This window comes from Arcobacter lacus (genome assembly GCF_003063295.1).
In the GTDB taxonomy this organism is placed as follows: Bacteria; Campylobacterota; Campylobacteria; order Campylobacterales; family Arcobacteraceae; genus Aliarcobacter; species Aliarcobacter lacus.
The window spans coordinates 352,693-374,982 of the sequence record NZ_MUXF01000019.1; the positions used below are offsets into that span (position 1 = coordinate 352,693).

23 protein-coding genes and 1 other RNA gene are annotated in these 22,290 nt (G+C 27.7%); 4 read left to right on the forward strand and 20 right to left on the reverse strand.

The window, feature by feature from the left end; translation table 11 throughout:
• Positions 1-6 precede the first annotated feature (6 nt).
• The 6 genes from clpP to B0175_RS10515 all read right to left on the reverse strand — a co-directional run bounded on the left by clpP (position 7) and on the right by B0175_RS10515 (position 6,532).
• A complete protein-coding gene (clpP, locus tag B0175_RS10490) occupies positions 7-591 on the reverse strand; it encodes an ATP-dependent Clp endopeptidase proteolytic subunit ClpP (RefSeq protein WP_108528502.1) in 585 nt (194 codons plus the stop codon).
• A 14-nt stretch (positions 592-605) separates the two neighbouring features.
• On the reverse strand, positions 606-1,907 hold the full coding sequence (gene tig / locus B0175_RS10495) for a trigger factor (protein WP_108528503.1): 1,302 nt from the start codon (positions 1,905-1,907) through the stop codon (positions 606-608).
• A gap of 152 nt (positions 1,908-2,059) precedes the next feature.
• Complete coding sequence (gene ppk2 / locus B0175_RS10500; RefSeq protein ID WP_108528504.1) at positions 2,060-3,196, reverse strand: polyphosphate kinase 2; 1,137 nt, start codon at positions 3,194-3,196, stop codon at positions 2,060-2,062.
• Positions 3,197-4,048, reverse strand: coding sequence for a polyphosphate kinase 2 (gene ppk2, locus B0175_RS10505; RefSeq protein ID WP_210004363.1), 852 nt, complete (start codon positions 4,046-4,048; stop codon positions 3,197-3,199). It abuts the gene before it with no gap.
• 129 nt (positions 4,049-4,177) lie between these two features.
• Positions 4,178-5,326 carry a carboxynorspermidine decarboxylase gene (nspC, locus tag B0175_RS10510; protein WP_108528506.1) on the reverse strand — a complete coding sequence of 383 codons (1,149 nt, stop codon included), beginning with the start codon at positions 5,324-5,326 and terminating at the stop codon, positions 4,178-4,180.
• Positions 5,327-5,329: 3 nt separating this feature from the next.
• Positions 5,330-6,532: a saccharopine dehydrogenase family protein gene (locus B0175_RS10515; protein ID WP_012147679.1), complete on the reverse strand. Its 1,203-nt coding sequence runs from the start codon at positions 6,530-6,532 to the stop codon at positions 5,330-5,332.
• A 152-nt stretch (positions 6,533-6,684) separates the two neighbouring features.
• Between B0175_RS10515 and ssrA the strand changes: the two genes are divergently transcribed.
• Positions 6,685-7,082: a transfer-messenger RNA gene (ssrA, locus tag B0175_RS10520) on the forward strand.
• A 74-nt stretch (positions 7,083-7,156) separates the two neighbouring features.
• Here the strand turns inward: ssrA and B0175_RS10525 are convergent.
• The 10 genes from B0175_RS10525 to B0175_RS10570 form a co-directional block, all read right to left on the reverse strand.
• Positions 7,157-8,170: a type II toxin-antitoxin system HipA family toxin gene (locus B0175_RS10525; protein ID WP_108528507.1), complete on the reverse strand. Its 1,014-nt coding sequence runs from the start codon at positions 8,168-8,170 to the stop codon at positions 7,157-7,159.
• Between the two features lie 2 nt (positions 8,171-8,172).
• Positions 8,173-8,499 (reverse strand): HipA N-terminal domain-containing protein, encoded by a 327-nt coding sequence (locus B0175_RS10530; RefSeq protein WP_108528508.1) that lies wholly within the window; start codon positions 8,497-8,499, stop codon positions 8,173-8,175.
• Positions 8,499-8,711, reverse strand: a complete 213-nt coding sequence (locus tag B0175_RS10535) for a helix-turn-helix domain-containing protein (RefSeq protein WP_050071656.1) — start codon at positions 8,709-8,711, stop codon at positions 8,499-8,501. Before B0175_RS10535 ends, B0175_RS10530 begins: the two co-directional genes overlap by 1 nt.
• Before the next feature lie 654 nt (positions 8,712-9,365).
• Entirely contained in the window at positions 9,366-9,890 is a 525-nt protein-coding gene (locus B0175_RS10540) for a YkgJ family cysteine cluster protein (protein WP_108528510.1), read from the reverse strand.
• Between the two features lie 42 nt (positions 9,891-9,932).
• Positions 9,933-10,934, reverse strand: a complete 1,002-nt coding sequence (locus B0175_RS10545) for an MBL fold metallo-hydrolase (protein WP_108528511.1) — start codon at positions 10,932-10,934, stop codon at positions 9,933-9,935.
• A 95-nt stretch (positions 10,935-11,029) separates the two neighbouring features.
• Positions 11,030-12,220, reverse strand: coding sequence for an MFS transporter (locus B0175_RS10550; protein ID WP_146175193.1), 1,191 nt, complete (start codon positions 12,218-12,220; stop codon positions 11,030-11,032).
• A 35-nt stretch (positions 12,221-12,255) separates the two neighbouring features.
• Positions 12,256-12,969 carry an SDR family NAD(P)-dependent oxidoreductase gene (locus B0175_RS10555; RefSeq protein ID WP_108528512.1) on the reverse strand — a complete coding sequence of 238 codons (714 nt, stop codon included), beginning with the start codon at positions 12,967-12,969 and terminating at the stop codon, positions 12,256-12,258.
• A gap of 2 nt (positions 12,970-12,971) precedes the next feature.
• A complete protein-coding gene (locus B0175_RS10560) occupies positions 12,972-14,132 on the reverse strand; it encodes an NAD(P)-dependent alcohol dehydrogenase (protein WP_108528513.1) in 1,161 nt (386 codons plus the stop codon).
• Between the two features lie 3 nt (positions 14,133-14,135).
• Complete coding sequence (locus B0175_RS10565; protein ID WP_210004343.1) at positions 14,136-14,561, reverse strand: cyclophilin-like fold protein; 426 nt, start codon at positions 14,559-14,561, stop codon at positions 14,136-14,138.
• A 93-nt stretch (positions 14,562-14,654) separates the two neighbouring features.
• A complete protein-coding gene (locus B0175_RS10570) occupies positions 14,655-15,845 on the reverse strand; it encodes an MFS transporter (protein WP_108528514.1) in 1,191 nt (396 codons plus the stop codon).
• Between the two features lie 206 nt (positions 15,846-16,051).
• Here B0175_RS10570 and B0175_RS10575 point away from each other — a divergent pair, with 206 nt between their 5' ends.
• The gene (locus B0175_RS10575; protein WP_108528515.1) at positions 16,052-17,191 is read left to right on the forward strand and encodes an iron-containing alcohol dehydrogenase; all 1,140 of its coding nucleotides are present in this window, start codon (positions 16,052-16,054) and stop codon (positions 17,189-17,191) included.
• Positions 17,192-17,213: 22 nt separating this feature from the next.
• Here the strand turns inward: B0175_RS10575 and B0175_RS10580 are convergent, their stop codons facing one another.
• From B0175_RS10580 to B0175_RS10595, 4 genes are all read right to left on the reverse strand, one after another.
• Positions 17,214-18,080: an AraC family transcriptional regulator gene (locus B0175_RS10580; protein WP_108528516.1), complete on the reverse strand. Its 867-nt coding sequence runs from the start codon at positions 18,078-18,080 to the stop codon at positions 17,214-17,216.
• A gap of 50 nt (positions 18,081-18,130) precedes the next feature.
• The gene (locus B0175_RS10585; RefSeq protein ID WP_108528517.1) at positions 18,131-19,216 is read right to left on the reverse strand and encodes a Gfo/Idh/MocA family protein; all 1,086 of its coding nucleotides are present in this window, start codon (positions 19,214-19,216) and stop codon (positions 18,131-18,133) included.
• 149 nt (positions 19,217-19,365) lie between these two features.
• On the reverse strand, positions 19,366-20,109 hold the full coding sequence (locus B0175_RS10590) for an SDR family NAD(P)-dependent oxidoreductase (protein WP_108528518.1): 744 nt from the start codon (positions 20,107-20,109) through the stop codon (positions 19,366-19,368).
• Positions 20,110-20,124: 15 nt separating this feature from the next.
• The gene (locus tag B0175_RS10595) at positions 20,125-20,724 is read right to left on the reverse strand and encodes an FAD-dependent oxidoreductase (RefSeq protein WP_108528519.1); all 600 of its coding nucleotides are present in this window, start codon (positions 20,722-20,724) and stop codon (positions 20,125-20,127) included.
• A gap of 103 nt (positions 20,725-20,827) precedes the next feature.
• Between B0175_RS10595 and B0175_RS10600 the strand changes: the two genes are divergently transcribed.
• Together B0175_RS10600 and B0175_RS10605 are read left to right on the forward strand one after the other, a co-directional pair.
• Positions 20,828-21,265, forward strand: coding sequence for a MarR family winged helix-turn-helix transcriptional regulator (locus B0175_RS10600; RefSeq protein WP_108528520.1), 438 nt, complete (start codon positions 20,828-20,830; stop codon positions 21,263-21,265).
• Between the two features lie 163 nt (positions 21,266-21,428).
• A complete protein-coding gene (locus tag B0175_RS10605) occupies positions 21,429-22,289 on the forward strand; it encodes a DUF3737 family protein (protein WP_210004345.1) in 861 nt (286 codons plus the stop codon).
• Position 22,290 lies beyond the last annotated feature (1 nt).

The following is a 22,290-nucleotide window of genomic DNA, read 5'->3' on the forward strand; positions in this document are numbered from 1 at the left end:
TATTTCTTATTTGTGTTTTGTTATAACTTCATCAATTAACCCATAAGTGCAAGCTTCTTCTGCACTCATAAAGTTATCTCTATCTGTATCTTTTTCAATTGTTGCAAAATCTTGACCAGTTTGTGAAGCTAAAATACCATTTAATGTATCTTTTAATCTTTGAATCTCTTTTGCTTGAATTTGAATATCAGTAGCTTGTCCTCTAGCCCCACCTAATGGTTGGTGAATCATAATTCTAGAATTTGGTAAAGAGTATCTTTTACCTTTTGCTCCACTACTTAATAAAAATGCTCCCATAGATGCAGCTTGTCCAATACAAATAGTACAAACATCTGGTTTTATATAATTCATAGTATCAAATATAGACATACCACTAGTAACCACACCACCTGGAGAGTTGATATATAAATAGATATCTTTATCTGGATCTTCAGCTTCAAGGAAAAGTAACTGAGCTACAACTGTTGAAGCAACAGCATCATTTATCTCTCCACTTAACATAATAATTCTATCTTTAAGAAGTCTTGAATAAATATCATAACTTCTTTCACCTCGACCCGTTTTTTCAACTACATATGGTATATAACTCATAAAAAATCCTATAATTATTTTCCTAATTTTTCATCTAATAATTTAGAGATAACTTTCTCTTCAATCATAGACATTTTAATTGCAGGTAAATATCCAGCTTGTTGATATTGTTTTATAACATCTTGTGGATTTTGTCCCATTTGCATTGCTTCAAAATATAATACTTGAGTAACTTCTTGATCTGTTACTTGTACATTTTCAGCTTTAGCTAAAGCATCAATAATAAATGTAGCTTTTACAGAATTTACAGCATCATCTTTTAACTCATTTCTAATTTCTTCTACTTTTGAAGCATTCTCTTTTAATTCGTTAATTTCTTCTTCAGTCATTACTCTAATTTTATTATTTAAAGCATAATTGATTTCTTGTTCAACTACTGAAGTTGGTAATGCAAAGTTGATTTTTTCAACTAATGCTTCTAAAAGAACTGGTTTTAATTCATCTCTATAATATTTAGCTTTATCTTCAGCCACCATTTGTTCTTTTAATCTATCTCTTAAAGTATCAATTGTTACATCTTTTTGACCTGGTAACATTTTTTGAGCAAATTCATCATTTAACTCAGGTTTTGCTCTCTCTTGAATTTCATGTAAAGTTACTTTAAATACTGCTTCTTTTCCAGCTAAATCTTTTGCTTGATAACTTTCTGGGAATTGAACTGTAATATCTTTTTGCTCTTCATATTTCATTCCAATAACTTGTTCTTCAAATCCTGGGATGAATGAACCTGAACCAATTTGTAATGGATATTTTTCAGCTTTTCCACCATCAAATGCAATACCGTCAACAAAACCTTCAAAATCAATTACAGCAAAATCACCATCTTTTACAGCTCTTTTTCTAGCAATTTTTTCTAATGGTGCAGATGATTGAGCAATTTCAGTTAATCTTTCATCAATTTTTTTAAGATCAATTTCAATAGCTTTAACTGCAGGAACTAATGATTTATAATCTCCTAAATCAATATTTGGTTTGCAAGCAACTGATAATTCAACTTCGATATCTCCGTTGTCTTTTTTATCAAATTTTGTAACACTTGGTTCACCAATTAAATCTGAATTTTTAATATCTAATAGTTTTAAACCATCAGCTAAAACTTTTCTAATTCCATCAGCTTCAGCATCTTCTCTTAATTTATCAGCATATCTTTGTTTAACAACTGCAACAGGAACTTTACCTTTTCTAAATCCTTGAACATTCATAGTTTTAGCAGCTTGTTTTGCTACTTTTTCTAAATTATTTTCAATACTTTCTTTTGTAAGCGTAGCTGTTATAACTGCATTTGCTTCATCAACTCTGTTTGCGTTAAATTCCATTAAATTTACTCCGATTTTAATAATTTTAGACAATATAATATCTAAAATTTGCTAAGGCTTAACTAAAAGCTAAATTAAGGAATTTTTTAGCAAAAAAAAATGGAACTTAAAATAAAGTTCCATTTTAAAATTTTAATAAAAAACTATAAAAATTAGTAATCTTTAGTTTTTCTCATTTGTAAAAGTTCTCTTTGTACAGAAATATTTATATCTTCATTTGCTTCAAAATTCAAAGAATAGTTTCTTCCATCATAATCAACAGAATTTAAAATAATTTTCATAGCTTCAAGCCTTGCTAAATGTTTATCATCGCTTCTTACAATATGCCAAGGTGCACTTCTTGAAGTAGTTCTTCTAAGCATTTCATATTTTTTTTCAGAAAATTCATCCCATAAATCTTGAGCTTGCATATCAACTTCTGAAAATTTCCAATGTCTTAATGGATCATGAATTCTTCTATCAAATCTTCTTTTTTGTTCTTCTTTTGAAACTGAAAAATAAAGTTTAATTAAAATCATTCCTTGTCTTACTAAATCTTGTTCAAAATTTACAATATCTTCCATAAAAATTTCATGTTCTTCAGGAGTACAAAATCCGAAAATTGGTTCAACCATAGCACGGTTATACCAGCTTCTATCAAATAAAACTATTTCTCCACCTGTTGGAAAATGAGTAATGTATCTTTGTAAGAACCATTGATTTTTTTGAGTTTCCGTTGGTTTACCAAGAGCAACAACTCTATAGTGTTTATTATTCATATATCTTGTTATTCTTCTTATTGCTCCACCTTTTCCAGAAGCATCTCTTCCTTCAAAGATAATAATCATTCTTTTATTCACTTTTTCGAGCCAATCTTGAAGTTTGATTAATTCAATTTGATATGGTTTCAAAGATTGCAAATCATAAATTTTTTGAATACCTTCACCTAAAGTATGTGAGTCTAAGCTTTTATAATCACCTAAAATTGATTTTAAATATCTATTTTCTTCTTGTAACTTTTTGATAATATCATTATCTTTAGTATCTTTTTTAGGGATAACTTTTTCATCTTTTATTTTTACAACTGATTTTTCTTGAACATTTTTCATAACTGAATTTTTAAAATCTTCAAGTAAAGAAGAAGCTATTTTTAAAGTTAATTTATCTTTTTTTGTAAATCCTAAAACTTTTACATATCTTTTTTTATCATATTGAAATCGAGCAATATATTTTTTACCAAAGTCTGGATGTTCTTCCTTTGAAACATACAAACCACTATGATTTGTTCTTTCAAATTCATTTAAGTTCATCTAATTACCCTCTTTTCTTTTTGAAAATTTATTATCTTGTTCCATATTTGCAATCTCTTCTTTTCCATTAATCAAAATATTTGTATCTATTTTAAAAATATCTTTATCTTTTGATTTATTTGTATAAGTAAGATTTGAAAGAATATGTCTGATACAGTTTAATCTAGCTTTTTTCTTATTATCACTTCTAATTACTATCCATGGGGCAATTTCAGTATTTGAAGCCATAAGCATAGAGAATTTTGCAATTGTATATTTTTCCCATAAATTTTGTGATTCTTTATCCACAGGAGAAAGTTTATACTGTTTTAATGGATCAATTTCTCTTTTTTTGAATCTTTTTAATTGCTCTTTTTTTGAAACAGAAAAATAAAACTTGAATAAAATTATTCCAGATTTTACAAGCATTTGCTCAAATTCTGGAACTTCTCTTAAAAATTCATGATGTTCTTCGTGAGTACAAAATCCCATAACAGGTTCAACACCTGCTCTGTTATACCAGCTTCTATCGAAAAGTACAATTTCTCCTGCACTTGGTAAATGTTTTGTATATCTTTGAAAATACCATTGAGTTCTTTCTTGTTCAGTTGGTTTTTCCAAAGCAACTATTCTTGCACCTCTTGGATTTAAATGTTCAGTGATTCTTTTTATAGTTCCACCTTTTCCAGCAGCATCTCTTCCTTCAAAAATCATCAAAATTTTTAAGCCCTTTGTTTTTACATAATTTTGAAGTTTTAATAATTCTATTTGAAGTTTTGTTAACTGCTTTTCGTATTCTAAAGTATCCTTTTTAACCCAAATCTGAACTTTTTTTATACCTTCTTCTTCTTTTTCTTTTAATTCTTTTCTTATTCGTGTTCTATCTTTATAGTCATGTTTTACTGCTTCTTCTGTGTCAATTACATCCATATCTGAAAATTCATTTTTTATAATACTTCTATCTTGCCCCATTATGCAAATCTCCTATATCACAAATTTATTCTAAGAAAGTCTCATCTTGTAATCATTATATCCAAAGTTTTTTATAATTTTATAAGAACCTTCTTTATTTTTTATAACTATTGATGGTAGTTTTATACCATTAAATGTTGTTGTTTTTACCATTGTATAGTGAATCATATCTTCTAAAATGATTTTATCTCCTACTTCTAATGGCTTATCAAAAGAGTAATCACCAATAATATCACCAGACAAACAAGTATTTCCACCAAGTCTATATGTATAAGCTTTTTCTCCAGCATTTCCACTATTTCTAATCATAGCTCTATATGGCATTGCTAAAGTATCAGGCATGTGAGCCTCTGCACTTGTATCTAAAATCGCCAAATCCATACCATTGCGAATTACATCTAAAACAGTTGCAACTAAATATCCAGTTTGCCAACCAACAGCTTCACCTGGCTCCATATAAACTTTTAGATGTGGATATCTTGATTTAAAATCTTTTAAAAGTTTGATTAGACCTTCTACATCATAATCAGCTCTTGTTATGTGATGTCCACCACCAAAATTTACCCATTTTAATCTATCAAAATATTGACTAAAGTTTTTTTCAAAAGCTTTTAACGCACCTTCAAGAGCATCAACATTTTGTTCACAAAGTGCATGAAAATGAAAACCATCTAAAAATTCAAGCAAAGATTCATCAAAATTTGCTTTTGTAGTTCCCATTCTTGAATATGGTGCACAAGGATTATATAAATCAACTTCAACTGATGAGTATTCAGGATTTAATCTAATACCTAAAGAAACTTTTCCATAAGCTTTATCTTTAAATCTTTTTAATTGACTAAAAGAGTTAAAAACAAGATGATTTGAAATGGCAACTATTTCGTCTATTTCTTCATCTTTAAAAGCTGGACTATAAGTGTGAACTTCTTTACCAAACTCCTCTTTTGCTAAAATAGCTTCATGAAGTCCAGATGCACAACAACCTTTAAGATATTTTTTACATAAATCAAAAGTTGAATGCATAGCAAAACCTTTTAAAGCTAAAAGAATGCTAATATCAGCTTCATCTTGAACTCTTTTTAAAAGTTTTAAATTCTTTTCAAGTAACTCTTCTTCGCATACATATGCTGGACTTGGAAGTTTTTCAAAACTATCAACTACTTCATAATTTTTATTCATAATTTATTTCGCATCTAACTCTAAAATTTTCCAAGGTAAGCCTTGTGTCATTAACTCATCCATAAATGGTTTTGCATCAAATTCTTCTATATTAAATACTCCAGTATTTTTCCAAATACCTTTGTAAAGTAATTTAGAACCAATCATTGCTGGAACTCCAGTTGTATAACTAACAGCCTGTGCTCCAGTTTCTTTATAACACTCTTGGTGGTCACAAACATTATAAATATAAACTTTTCTTGGTTTTCCATCTTTAATACCTTCAATGATACAACCAATATTTGTTTTACCAACTGTTCTTGGTCCCAAGCTTGCAGGATCAGGCAATAATGTAGTCAAAAATTCAATAGGAGTAATCATCATACCTTTGTGTTCAACTGGTTCAATACCTAACATTCCCACATTTTGTAAACAATTCATGTGTTGAATATAACTATCTCCAAAAGTCATAAAAAATCTAATTCTTTTTAAACCTTTAATATTTTTTGATAAAGATTCTAACTCTTCATGATATAGTAAATAAGATGGTTTTACACCAACTTCTGGATAATCATGGTCAACTCTAATTTCTAAAGGAGTTGTTTCAATCCATTGACCATTTTCCCAATATCTACCATTTGCAGATACTTCTCTTAAGTTGATTTCTGGGTTAAAGTTTGTTGCAAATTTATAACCATGGTCACCTGCATTACAATCCATAATATCTATATAATGAATCTCATCAAATAAATTTTGTTGAGCATATGCACAAAATACTCCTGTAACACCTGGGTCAAAACCAGAACCTAAAAGTCCCATGATTCCAGCTTCTTTAAATTGATTATCTCTTGCCCATTGAAGTTTATATTCAAATTTTGCTTCATCTGGATGTTCATAATTTGCAGTATCTACATAATCAACTTTACATTTCGTACAAGCATCCATAATTGTTAAATCTTGATAAGGTAATGCTACGTTTAATACTAATTTTGGATTTACTTTTTCAATTAATTTTACTAATTCATCAACACTATCGGCATTAACGCTAGCTACATCAATTTGTACACCTTGATTTTTTAAAATATCAGCGGCAATTGCTTCACATTTTGAAACTGTTCTAGAAGCTAATGTTATTTTTTCAAAAGTGTCAATATTCATTGCACATTTAACAGTGGCTACTCTACTAACACCGCCTGCACCGATAATTAAAATACCTTTTTTACTCATTTTATTCACTCCAAATTGTTTTTATAGTAAAGATTATACTATGTTTATATTAAAAGAATCGATGAATACGAGAGCAATTTATTGTTTGATAACCATTTGATTACAAGATTAACATAGTTTTAATATTATTTATGTAAAATTCGATTTTAATTGGGGATGACTTGGTATCGATTAGAGCAGTGAGTATTAGTTGCATGTCGGCCTGAACATGCCGTTACGCGGTTCATTTTTTTTAGACGCAAACAATACAAATTACGCTCCAGCTTACGCAAAAGCTGCGTAAGTTTAACAACTTACTGACTCGCCTAACGGCTTGAGTCTTCGGAGGCTGGCACTACAGATTCTATCTATGTAGATAATTGCTGGTTCACCCTAGATAGATTATTTTTGAGGGATTGATTGAACTTCAAAAAGAAATTCTAAATCTTAGCTTTATGATTGCTTTTGGAAGTTGAGCTGTCATGAAGTGAAATTTTTCAACTTTGCTAAGCATGTAGACGCTTTTATGAGCTGTTTTAAGACTGCGGTTCGATCCCGCACATCTCCACCAAAAATTATAAGTAATACTTATATATTAAATTTTATACTTTAATCTAGAAAAAATTTTTTATAAATTTATCCGATTCATTTTCCCAAAGTTTTACTAAAACTCAATCTTTTCACTCTATCTTTATAAGATGATCTATAAAACTCTTTTGCACTTTCACTTAAAAATGATTTATCAATCAACTCTTGAACTTTAGGATAACTTTCTTCTATAAACTTCATAATTTTATTGAATCTAACTTCTTTTAAATCAATGTAGTTAGCAAATATTTTAAAATCGTCATAAGTATAATATCCGTATTTTCGATAAGTAGGAGTATATTCATCTAACAGTTCTAATGCCATATCTCCATATTTTTCATTTATATGAAACCTGGTATTTAATAAATCATAATTTGGTGTTAAAAAATATTCACTAGAATCAGATTTACTATACAAGGAAAAGTTTTTTAAATGAGCATCACCATTACATATTAAATAGTTTAAAATAACTCTTTTAAAAAAATCTTCTATTGAAACTATGCTTGAAGCTACATATTTTTTTATCATTCTTGCACAATCAAGATAACTACAAGCATCATATTTATAGTTTTCTCCATGAGAAGATGGTGTTATCCCCATAATTCCAGCAAAATCTTCTTGATCGTATTTTAATCCTGAAATATCATCATAATCAAATCTTTTAGTAATATATGCAAGTTCTTTATCACTAAGCTGTATTAATCCACAATTTGCTGTTGGAATATTAAAAATATTTTTTGATATCAACATTGATAAATGTTCATTTGCAACAACATCTTTTTCATTTTGAATATGTCCATCACCACTAGAAATTGGTTTTAGGATATATTTCCCATTAATTGCAGTTGGAACTAAATCTTTTTTTTCAAAAGTCAAAGAGATTTTATCTTGAACTCCAGAGATTGACATTCTAGAAGATAATTCAGCTCTTTTTTTAGTAAATTCAACTCTATCAAAATTTAAAGGATTTGGCACTATCCCATTAAAAAGTTCTTTTATACATTTTGAACAATAATTATTTTTAAGTGTTTTATTTGTCGCTAAACAACCTAAACAAGTATTATTTTCCATATTTATATCTCATCTTTTTCTATAGTTATAGAGCCTATTGTATTCTCTTTTGTTGTTAGTATAAGTCTTGAAAAATCATCATCTTTATCTATTCTTAACTTTTTGCATTGTATATCTTTTAGTTTTCCTTCTGCTAGTAAGTTATAAAAAAAAGGAAATAAATAAGATGATTTAAACTCTTCTTCTTGTAATGGTAAAGTTAAACTAATAGGTTTTTTATTTGGTAGTTTCAAATACTCTTTATCATAAACAAAAACGTACTCTTTTTCATTTAGTTTTGTAAGTAATCCTGCAAATATATTGTTTCTAAAAACTTTTGCTCTTTGCATTATTTAGTTACCACTTCAATATTTATTTGCATACCCAAAGCATCTAAAAGCTTCTCGAGTGTTTTTATAGTTGGATTTGCTTTTCCATTTTCAATATCTGAAATAGAAACATAACTTATACCTGAATAATCTTGTAAATCTTTTAATTCCAACTTTAATTCTCGTCTTCTTTTTTTGATAATTTTTCCTATTTTAATATTAGTTAGTTCCATTTTATACCTTAAATAAATACTCATATTTAGTATATAAGTTAAATACAGCTAATTATATATGTTTATAATTAAATATATCTTAATATTTAAAATATATACTAAATACTATATAGGAAATAGAGAATAAATAAATAAATACTTATTATTTAGTATATGACTTAAATACATACTAATGTATAATTTATTAATAATATAATTGCTTTAATAAATAATGGATAGGTTTTTACGATATGCATTTTAAGACTGCAAATTGAAGTCCTATTTTATAGCTATCCAAGCTGTTTAAAACTAAAAAACTTACTTTTAAAAGTTTGAAATGCTGAATTTTAAATTAACTATTATTCATTCTTAAAACTATTTTTTTAATTAAATCTTTTAAATTCCTAAGTATATTTTAGAGTTGATAAATCAATTACATAAGAAAAACCTCTTTGATATAATTTTCGTATAAAATCACAATCCGATAGTATTTATCGTATATCCTTTTTATGGTTTTTATGCCTTTTTTGTACTTTTTTTGATTTAATGCTAGGGTGTCAGAAAACAGAAGTTAAAAATAATTTTTCTAAGTATTTAAATTCAACAAATAATGTTTTTATAAAACTTATTTACAAATATTTCAATGATTCTCTATACATTCTTATATATTCATCATCACCTATTTTTTCCACCATAATTAAAAAGTTGTATCCCTGTAACTTTTATACTTGAAATTAAATCTTTTTCAATTTTTTCCAAAAACTTTTTTGTTGATTCTAATTTTTTTACAAAGTTATTTACTCTTGGATGAAGAAATTCATCATTTACATTTTTTGTATCACGGATTAATTCACCAAAATTTTCATTTGAAGACAGAGCTGAGCAATCACTACTAATATAAAATTCATCAAAGTATGGTGAAATTGGATACATTTTACAAGCTGGTGGTCTTTCATCATATATTATACATTTTTTATTTTCATAATAGATACAGCTTCCTTTTCCTCTATTTATAACCATTAATACTTTTAATTCATCATTTATAAAAGCAAATTGAATAAGAAATCTTTTATATACATATTCAAAATCATCAATAACCAAAGGTGCTAAAGTAACCATTGGTGCACTACAACAATCTTTAATACAATTATCACACGAACTAAAGTAGGTTTTTCCTACTTCTTTTATATTTACAAACATTATTTAAACTATTTTCCTTAAAAATTTTATTATTTAATTTAATTACCACCATTTTGACATTTGTTTAAATTCCAAAATTGGTATTATTTCTCCCATTTTGGGATGAGTTATTTGAACTTCTTTTTTCTTAGCTTCATCAACTACTTTATTTAATGGTTCATTCCATGAGTGAAGTGAAAGTTTGAAACTACTATTATGAATGGGAAAAAGTATTTTCCCTTTTAAATCCAAATGAGCTTGAACTGTTTCATCTGGCATCATATGAATTTCTTTCCATCTTTTGTTATAAGCTCCTGCTTCTAAAAATGTCATAGCAAAAGGTCCATATTTTTCACCAATTTTTTTAAAGGTATTAAAATATCCACTATCTCCACTAAAAAAAATATTTATTGTTGATGAAGTTATTACCCAAGAAGCCCATAAAGTTTTGTTTCTATCAAATAGACTTCTTCCTGAAAAATGTTGAGCTGGAGTTGCTGAAATTTTTATAGAGTTTATTGTACATGATTGCCACCAATCAAGTTCACAAACTTTAAATGTATCTAAACCTAAATCAAGAAGTTTTCGTTTTACTCCAATTGTTGTAAAAAAATGTCCAACTTTATCTTTTAATTTAATTATACTTGGTTCATCCAAATGGTCATAGTGATTATGAGAAATAATTACTAAATCAATAAATGGCAAATCTTCAATTTCTATTGGTAATTCATGAAATCTTTTTGGTGCAACAAAAGGAAATGGAGTAATTTTTTGTGAAAAAACTGGATCAGTTAATATTAATTGATTATCTAATTTAAATAATAGTGTTGAATGAACTAACCTAACAACTGAATTGTTAGGCATATCTAAAATATCTTCTTTAGTTAATTTTATAATAGGAATAGTATCTTTAGAAGGTACTTTATTTTCAGTTTTATCTGAAAATAATGCCCAAACATTTGAAACAAAATCTGAAAAATTTGATTTATATTCAAGTTCTGAATTTCTAAATTTCCCATTTTTATAATGTTCTAATTTTATATCATTTTTTTTACATTCATTCATTAAATTACCTATTATTTTTATTTATTATAAAATATTTTTTTGTTTCATTGATAGAATAATTATCTAAAATGATTGCCTATTTATATAAATAAAATTTATTTTTTCAATGTATAAAATGCTGTAATAGTTGACATCATAGCAGCAATTGCTAATATAATTGCACTAAATACAAATGTAATTTCATATCCATATGAATCAAATAATAATCCACCTAATGCAGCACCTAATGTTATAGCTAATTGAACTACTGCAACCATTAAACCTCCACCAGCTTCAGCATCATTTGGTAATGTTTTACTAAGCCAAGTCCACCATGCAACAGGAGCTGAAGTTGCTAGTAATCCCCATAATCCCATAAGAATAAATACAAAAACTATATTATGTCCAAATACTATAAATCCTATTGCTAAAAACATCATTAAAAAAGGTATTACAATAAGTAAACTATATAATTTTGTTTTTAACAAGTGTCCAATAATAAATGTACCAATCAAACCTGTAACTCCAAGTGTTAATAATGCTAATGATAACATCTCAACATCTAAACCTGTCTCTCTTTCTAAAAATGGTCTTAGATAAGTAAAAAGTGAAAACACACCCATAAAAAATAGCATAGTTGACACCATACCTAAAGTTACTTTCCAATTTTTAAAAAGATTAAATACACTACTAAGTTTTGGTCTATGACCATATGTATGTCTTGATGGAAGTTCAGGTAATGTTTTATATTGCCAAAGAAATGCAACTATTGCAATTGGTACAATACAAAAAAATGCTCCTCTCCATCCAATAATTCCACCTAAAAAACTTCCAAGAGGAGCTGCAACTGTTGTTGCTAAGGCATTTCCACCATTTATAATAGCAAGTGCTTTTGGAACAGAGTTTTTAGGCACAAGTCTCATAGCAGTTGCTGCTGACATTCCCCAAAATCCACCAATACAAATACCTAAAAGAACACGCCCTAACATAAATATTGTAGTATTAGGAGCAAATGCAACCATTAATCCTGATACACCCATAAAAAATGTGAAAAATAACATCACTTTTTTTCTATCAGTTTTTCCAATTATTGTAGTTAAAAATAGACTTGTTAAAAGTCCAAATAAACCTGACGCTGTTATTGATTGTCCTGCTTGCCCCTCTGTGATATTTAAATCACTTGCAATTGGAGTTAATAAACTAACTGGCATAAATTCTGATGCAACTAATACAAAAGCACAAAGTGCCATTGCCCATATAGAACTCCATGAAGAAGTACTTAATTCATTATTATCGTTATTTTTCATTTAAAGTTTTATTCCTTTTTTTAATTATCTATTTTTTAGATATGTATAGTTGTGATATTTTTATAAATATTTAATAATTTTTCTTGAAGTTCTTTATCTAAAGCTTTTGTAGAACAATCTATCTCTTTTAGATGGTGAAAATATTTTCCTGTAACTTTTAGGTTTTCATCACTTGTTAGCCAAAGTTGTGTACTAATTCTCTCTTCTAAACTATCAGGTGCATTATAATTTGCCATTTTAGTTTTCACCCAACCCGGATCTACTGTATTAACATACACATCACTCCAAAGTTTTGAGATACTAAAACTTAACATTAAAATTAAAAGCTTTGAAGTTGAATAATCCACACCTAAATGTAATTTTTCCAAATCAATTTTTCCTTGTGGATGCATATTAGAACCAATGTATATTAATTTTTTTGGTTTATTAATTAATGCTGTTAAAATATATGGTGCTAAAACATTAACTTTTAATATCTCTTCATTTGAAGCATCATATATCCCTGCATTATGAATTATTACATCAAATCTACCTAAATCATTTACTTCATGTGCTAATTGTTTTAGCTCTTCAAATTTTGATAAATCTGCAACTAATATTTTTGTTTTCTTAGGAATTTTTGAGCTTAGTTCTTCTGCTCTTTTAAAAGTTTTGGCATGAAGAGTAACTTCATGCCCTAGGTTTATTAACTTTTGTGCTGTAAATAATCCTAATCCATCACTAGAACCAGTTATAAACACTTTTAACATAATTATATTGTTGCTGTATCAATAACATATCTATATCTAGCTTTTTTATCTACAACTTTTTTCCAAGCTTCAGTAATTTCACTAGCTTTGATTATTTCAATTTCAGGTAATACATTGTTAGCTACACAATAATCAACCATCTCTTGTGTCTCTTTCATTCCACCAATTAAAGATGCATTGAAATTTACTCTGCTTGAAGCTAATCCAATATTACTTAATGTGATTTGAAAATCTACAGGCATACCAACCATAGTAAAAAATCCATAAGGTTTTACAACACTTGCATATGCTGCAACATCAAATTGGTATGGAATTGTACAAATCATATAATCTAATTGACCAGCATATGCGTAAAGAGCTTTTAACTCATCATCAACTACAATTACTTCTTTTACACCAAACCCTTTAATATCTTCTACTTTATCGGCACTTGTTGTAAATGCATAAACTTCAGCACCTTTTGAAACTGCAATTTTAACAGCCATATGCCCTAATCCACCAATTCCAGCAACTCCAACTTTATCACCTTTTTTAATTTTAGCTTTCATTAATGGAGAATAAGTTGTAATTCCTGCACATAATAATGGTGCAGCTTTTTCAAAACTTACATTTTCAGGAATATGCACAGCAAAATGGTCTCTTACAACTAAATGTGTTGAATAACCACCTTGAGTAATTCCTGTTGGTTCTTTACTTTCTGGATAACCATATGTGAATTTTGTTTCTGGATGATATTGTTCCTCTTCACAAGTTGTACAACCATTTACCATACAACCAACTCCTGCTCTATCACCAACTTTAAATTTAGTTACATTTTTACCTACTTGTGTTACGATTCCAGCTATCTCATGACCTGGAACTTGTGGATATTGTTGTTTACCCCAATGACCTTTTTCTTGATGAATATCTGAGTGACAAATACTCGCTGCTTTAATCTCAATTAAAATATCATCATCACCAACTGCTCTTCTTTCAAAAGTCCAAGGTTTTAACACTCCTGATTCATCAAATGCTGCATAACCTTTTGTTAAAACTGTTTTATTCATAATATATCCTTTATTTTCATTTGCTAAAATATCTGTAGGTTTAAAAAAGACTAAACCTGCACCAACGATTGCTGTATTTTTGATAAACTCTCTTCTTGTTAAATCTTGTTCATTCATAATCTACTCCATTTTATCAATAGTAATTGTCCCTGACATATCTTCAATATATTCAGCACCCCATAAAACTTTCCCTAATTCATATAATCCACTAGCACTTCCAAAATCTTTGTAAAACATTACTACATCTCCCCAAGGTGCATAGTAAGCCAAAGTTCCAGCTTTAGCATTTTTTGCTAAAGAAGTATTACTTGTTGTCAATTTATTTGGTGGATAAAATATCTTTTCATCATTACTATAATTTTCAACTTTAATACTAAGAGGTAATTGAGCATATAACTCTTGTGATGCAGATGAATTATTTAATTCATAAACAGTTGTATTACCATTAGAATTAACACTAATTTTCATTGTTTCTCCTTCTTTTGCATAAACTGATGTAATAAAAACAAATAAAATAGAAATTAAAATATTTAATTTTTGTTTCATAACATTCTCCTTTATATATGATTTTATTATAGATTATTTTCTAATTTACGAATAGAAAAATACTCTAATTAAATTGCCTAATTCTATAAATAACTAAATTTCTACTTTTAAATGTTTTGAATTTCGTGCAAATAAAAGTGTAAAAAAACATGCTAATAAAGCTAAAAAACCATAAAACAAAGATACATGATATAAATCCATATAATGAGAGAGTTGACCAGCTATAAAACTAGGAATTGCAGCTCCTGTATAAGATACTGCATATATCAAAGATAACACTCCTGCTCTTTCTTTCAATTTTATATCTGCAAGTAGTGAACGAATACTTCCCGTTAAAACTGCTCCTTGAGATGCCCCTGCAATTACACTACAAATAATAAAAATTGTAATATTTGAAAATTTCAAAGAAGAGATAATTCCAAATACAGCTAAAGTAAATACAATCATTCCTAATCGTTGAATATTAGCTGGAGTAAATTTTGCAGTTAATGGACCTCCAATTGCACTTGGCAATAAATATGATGAAAATAAAATTCCTATCATCAAGGTACTATGTGTTCCTAATTTATCAACTGCAATTGAAGGACCAAAAGCTTGATAAAATGCTCCCATTGCCCAAGTTGAAACAAATGTAATTGCAGCAATTGGAAATAATCTTTTATCTACATGGGGTAAAGAAAATTTAGGTTTAAAAGAAGCAATTACACCTGAACTTTTTTCAACAGTTTCTTTACTTAATATTATTAATAAAGTACAAACACATAAAATAATAAGAATTACAACATAGCACAATACTCTAGGATATGGAGCAAATTCAACTAAAGAACCTGAAACAATTGCACCAATAGTAAGTCCAACCATTGGAGAATTACTTATAACAGCTGAGGGAACCCAATGGGCTAAACTTGCTCCACTATCAGCAATATATGATGTAAGGGCACTTGAAGCCAATCCACAAGCAAATCCTAAAATCAATCGTCCAATGATTAAAGGTGTTGCACTATTTACATCTAACAAAATTACAGTTGCAATAAAAGTAAGTAAAAATATTAATAAAGCAACAGGTTTTCGTCCCAAATGATTTGAAATTCGCCCAAACATTAAAAGAGCTGTAATTGCTCCAACAAAATAAACAACAGCAGTAAGTGCCAAATCATAATATGTTAAACCATCAGATTGCCTATAAATATCATATAAAGGTATTGGAGTAGCAGAAGCTGCAAAAACCATCAAAAATGAAAATGTTGATGCAAAAAAAACTAGCATCGTATTATCTTTTTTCAATTTCTTTTCCTTATTCAAATATATTTACTATTATAAATTAGTTTAAAATATTAGAATAGAAAGATAGTCCAGATGAATAACCTAATTCTCTAAATTCATAATTTTTCATTTGTAGAATTTGGTATGTGATTTGTAGAATTTGGTCTTTAAATCTTTTAGTATAACTTTTATAATTCCCTTACAAAATTATTTGAAGGATTTAAAATATGGAATTTTCTTATCATAACCCAACGGGAATAGAATTTGGAAAAGGAAAAATTAAAGAAATAGCTAATCTTATTCCAAAAGATAAAAAAGTATTAGTAGTTTATGGTGGTGGTTCAATTAAGAAAAATGGTGCATATGAGCAAGTTGTAAAAGCTTTAGAAAATCACAAATGGGTAGAATTTGGTGGAGTTGAAGTAAATCCAACAGTAGAAACTATGAACAAAGCTGTTGAACTTGTAAAAGCTGAAGGTGTAGAATTTATTTTAGCTGTTGGTGGTGGTTCTGTTATTGATGGTTCAAAATATCTTGCTGCTGCATCATTATATGATGGTGATGGATGGGATTTCTTAGATGGAACTGCAATAGTTGAAAAAGCTCTTCCAATTGGAGTTATATTAACTTTAGCTGCAACGGGTTCAGAATCAAACAATTTAACTGTTGTTTCAAGAAAAACTACAGATGAAAAAAGAATGTATTTTTCAGATCATTCATACCCAAGATTTGCAGTACTTGATCCATCATTTATGGGAACATTAAGTGATAGACAACTTGGAAATGGTTTAGTTGATGCTTTTGTTCATATTTCTGAGCAATATTTAACTAAAACAAATGATTTATTAGTAAATGATGGTTATGCAGAAACTTTATATAAAGGTTTAGTAACTCTTGCAGATAAATGGGAAGAGAGAAGATCATTATGGTGGCAAGAAAATTTAATGCACATTTGTAATCAAGCACTTAACTTCCAACTTGCAAATGGTGTTTGCCAAGATTGGTCAACACACATTATTGGACACGAATTAACAGCATTCTATGGACTTGATCATGCTAGATCATTAGCAGTTGTTCTTCCACATTTATTAAGAGAAATGATAGATGAAAAACAAGAAAAACTAGCACAATTTGGTAAAAATGTATTCGGAATCGAAAATGATAACGAAGCAGTAATTCAAAAAATGGAAAATATATTTGAAAGTGTTGGTTTACCAACAAAATTAACTGAATATGAAATTGACAATAAAGTTATTGAAAATGTTCATAATGCATTTAAATCTCATGGTTATTTAGAAATTGGTGAAAATGGAACAGTTACTTTAGATAAAGTAGCTAACATTTTAAATAGATCAATGGTAGCTTAATAGTATTTGTTCTCCTGAATACTTATAAAGAGGCTTTTGCCTCTTTAGGCGAATATCCAAAATAACTTTTAAAATCTCTACTAAAATGTGAAGGATTATCGTATCCTAACTCATTTGCAACATCAACAGCTTTATAATCATATTTTATTAATAAATCTTTTGCTTTCGTTAATCGTATTTTTTTTATATACTGTAAAGGAGTATGTGATGTGATTATTTTAAAATGATTATGAAATGAAGAGACACTCATATCACAAATACGAGCTAGTGAATCCATATCTAAACTTTTATTATAATTATCATGGATATGTTTCAAAGCTTTTGCAATTTTAGATTCATTATTCTCTTCTAAAAACATTTTATGAAGCATTTGTGCATTTTGACCAATAGCAATTCTATAAAATAACTCTTTTAAAACGCCATCACCTAATATCATAGATTCTTCTTTTGATTCTAAAATATCCAATAATTTTTCAGTTGTTTGTTCAATTTTAACAGTAACTTTATCAGAAAAAATACCCATATTATTTAGACTTTTATTATCAAAAGTTTTTTCTTTTAACTCTTCAATAATATCAACCATCATTTCTCTATCTAATGAAATGATTAGACAAATAAATGGTTCTTCTTGTGTTGCATAAGTTTCACACTCCAAAGGAAGGGTTGTGGGAACTACTAAATAATTATCACAGTCAAAGGTAAATCGATTGCTTGCAAGATTTGCAATCTTTTTACCTTGAAGTACAAGAATTAAACAAACATCATAAATTAAAGGACTTTTAGGTTCATAATTTTTTGTTTTAAATATTTTTACACTTTTTAAATTTGTATCATGAATACCATTTTCAATCGATAATATTTCTCTATTTTCTATAATGCTTTTTTTCATTTTTATCTTTATATACTAATTTTTTTGTAATTTTAATATATTTTTATATTCTAATTCTTTAAAGATGTTTTTTCTATTCTATCAAGTAATTCATGTAATTGAACAGCATCTTCAAAACTTGGAGCAGTTTTAGTGCCATTTTCAATATCATTTGCAATTAATTCATAAATACCAGCTACATTTCTTGGAATAACATATTCTAGTTTTTGATTATATAACTCTTTTGGAATTTCAATAATTTTTAATTCTTTTTCTTTATCTGATGTTCCATAAATTCTAAATTCTGCAAATTGCCCATGACCAATATTTCCTTTAACTTGGATATCACCTTTAGTTCCATTAATTTCCCACAAAAAGTTAGTTCCTTTAGATAATCCACCTCTATAATGTGCACTAAATGCTATTCCATCACCTAATACACCATTTGCCATAATCTGATCTGCTGCTGTTTGTTCAATAGTTTTATTTAAATCTGTTACTAAAACTTCTTTTCGTCTTGTAATTAATCGACCTGAAATATCTGAAAAATCACCTAATACTTCTTGAATACCAGCTAATGTATGTCCAAAAGGTATTGTTAACATTGTAGCACCTTTAGTTTTATCACTTAAATATGTCAATTCTGCAACAGTTTGTTCTCCCCATTGTCCAGCATCAGCTATTAATGTAGTAGAAAGTACATCTCCAACATATCCATTTTTAATCATTTCTTTTAGATATCCAACTTCAACAGATGTTCTCATTTGTGTACCAACTGTTGCTAATACACCTTTTTCTTTAGCCAATATAGCTAATTTTTTAGCCTCTTCTAAACCATTTCCCAATGGCCATTCACAATACACATTTTTACCTGCATTTAAAGCAGCAGAAACTAACTCAAAATGATAAGGCACTTTTACTGTTACAACAACTAAATCAATTTCATCACAAACAACTAAATCTTGAGGTGTTTTAAAGGCATATTTTAAGTTATATGCTTCAGCAGTTTTTTTAGCACTCTCATATGTTGAATTTGCAACACCTATTACTTCAAATTTATCATTTAATGATGCTAAGGCTGGAATATGAGCAATAGAAGCCCAGTGACTATCTGGATTTAATCCAATAAATCCAATTCTAATAAGTTTTTTCATCATAATTGTCCTAAAAAATTTATTTTTAGTTAAATTATAAAATAGTTTAAAAATTTCAAATAGAAAGATAATCCAATTTGATTGTCTAATTCTCTAAATTTTATATTAAAAAATACTTTATATCCAAACTTGAATATAAAGTATTTAATAGATTATGCCAAATAAGCTCCACCACACACAGGAAGATAAGTTCCTGTAATATGAGAACTTTCATCTTTTACAAAAAATGAGATTGCATTTGCAATATCTTGAGGAATTGCAACTCTACCCATTGGTGTTGTTGATTTTAAGAAATTAATAAATTCTTCTGGTGCTTCTGAAGTTGCATCTGTTAATACAAGTCCTGGAGCTACAACATTTGAAGTAATTCCATATGCACCTAACTCCTGTGCTAAATATTTATTAAATGAATCAAGTGAACCTTTTGCACATCCATGAGCGATAAATCTTGGTAAAGGGTCTTCTGAAAGAGTACTTGAAATAAATACTAATCTACCAAATTTTTTCTCTTTCATAGAATCTACAGCAAATTTTGCACATACATAAGAAGCATGCATTTCATCATTTAATTTTTGAGAAAACTCTTCCCAAGTTTGCTCTACAAAAGGTTTTGGAGTAAAATTCATATTTGCATTAGAAACAAGAATATCTACACCACCATGTTTAATATTTATTTCATCAAACATAGTTTTAATTTCATTATCATTTCTAACATCAGCTTTGATACTATAAGCTTCTCCACCATTTGAAGTAATCTCATTTACTAAATCTTGAGCTATTTGAGTACTATTAACATAATTGATAAATACTCTATATCCATCTTTAGCTAACAATTTTGCAGTTGCAGCACCAATTCCTCTTGCTCCACCTGTAATTAAAACATTTCTTTTTGTCATTTTATATCCTTTTTATTAGTCTTTTTTTAATACATCATGTATAACTGTATATTTTCCTAACCATAAACTTATAATATCTGTTGCAGTTTGAGCACCATATCCTGCAGCTGAACTAAACATTGAAGTTGCACCTGCTGCACAACCTGTTACATATTTACCTTCACTAATTATTCCATCAGTATTTTCAATCATAACCATTCCAGGTCTTGGTGCTCTAATATGTCCTATAACTGATGCACCTATTCCTTCAACATCAATTTTTTGCATTCCATTAGCAAATATAATTAAACTTGCTTCAAATTTTTGATTTTCAGTATTTACAATAAACTCGCCAACATTTCCAGATACTGAAATAACATTATCACTTTGTAAAGTTATTCCATAAGAAAGAGTTTTTGAAACCATTGATTTTAATAATTCAGATCCTTTTGTACCCTCTTTTATACCTGCTACATTATGTAGTTCTGCCATATTTAAATGAGAAGAACCAGCATCTATTACTAAAATATTTTTATTTGATAATTCTTCTATTTTTAATTTTGCTGATCTTAAAGTTATTGCACAAGATAATCCAGAAACACCACCACCAATAATTATTACATCATACTTATTTATTTTATTCCTTTACAATAATATACTTGTCAAATGCAAGTATATTTTTTTGAAACTTAAATACTTGTTAAAGACAAGTATTATTTTAATATGATATAATTTGTTTATGGAAAAAGAAAATTTTAATTTACAAAGCTCTTTTGGCTATCACTTTAGTATCATATTTATAAATATAAAAAAATCTATGGAACTGAAGTTAAAGCCATACAACATTACTCATTTACAATTTAGTATTCTTATTAATATTTATAAAAACAATGTAACTACGCAAAAAGAGTTATTAAAATATACCTATGGTGATGAAACGAGCATTACAAGATTAATTGATAGATTAGAGGTAAAAGGTTATTTACAACGTATTGCTTGCGAAAATGATAAAAGAAAAAAAGAACTAAAACTAACCCAAAGTGGGATTAATTTAGCTGAAGAAGTTATCTCTTGTGCAAGAGAAGTTAATGCAGAACTTGTTAAAGATATGGATAATGAAGAAGCAAAACAACTTCTTAATTTACTTCAAAAAGTAAATATAACTTATGATGATTAAATAAAAATAAATATTTACTTTTATATTTTTAGGCAATCATTTTGTATTATTGTTCTACTCTCATTTTTATAATTCTTATATACTAATAATAGATTTAATGGCTATTTTATAGCTTTATATAAACAAATAAAAAATAAGTTTTAAAAGAAGGTATAAATTAAAAATGAAGAATTGTACTAACAACAAAAATATAAATATTATAAAAGATGAAGTTTTTGAAGGTGAAAGACCACTTTTTAAATCTTCATTTACAAATTTAATCAATTGCAAATTTACAAAAGGAGAATCTGCATTAAAGTTTGCAAAAGAAGTTAATGCAATAGATTGTGAATTCTCAAGCAAATATCTTTTTTGGCATGACACAAATATAAATATTCAAAAATCTCAATTTTTTGAAGGTGGAAGAGCAAGTATTTGGTATTCAAATGAAATTTTATTAGAAGATTCAAAAGTTGATGCTCCAAAAATATTTAGAGATGCCAAAAATATTATAATCAAAAATTCTCTTTTAAATACAAATGAAACTTTATGGGATTGTAAAAATATAACTATTAAAAACTCAAAATTTACTGGAGATTATCTACTTCTTCATAGTAGTGATATTCTACTTGATGATTTCTTTTTAGATGGAAACTATTCATTTCAACATACAAACAACATGACTGTAAAAAATGCAAATATAAATTCAAAAGATGCATTTTGGAATAGTGAAAATGTTACTGTTTATGATTCTATAATTGAAGGAGAATATTTAGGTTGGTATTCAAAAAATTTAAAATTCGTAAATTGTAAAATTATTGGAACTCAACCTCTTTGTTATATTGATAATCTAATTTTAGAAAATTGTGAGATGATTGATACTGATTTAGCATTTGAGTATTCTACATTAACTGCAGATATTACTACATCTATACAAAGTGTAAAAAACCCAATAAGTGGATTTATAAAAGCAAAAAATATAGAAGAATTAATTTTAGATGATGAAAAAGTTATTCATCAAGAACTTAAAATAATTACAGAATAAA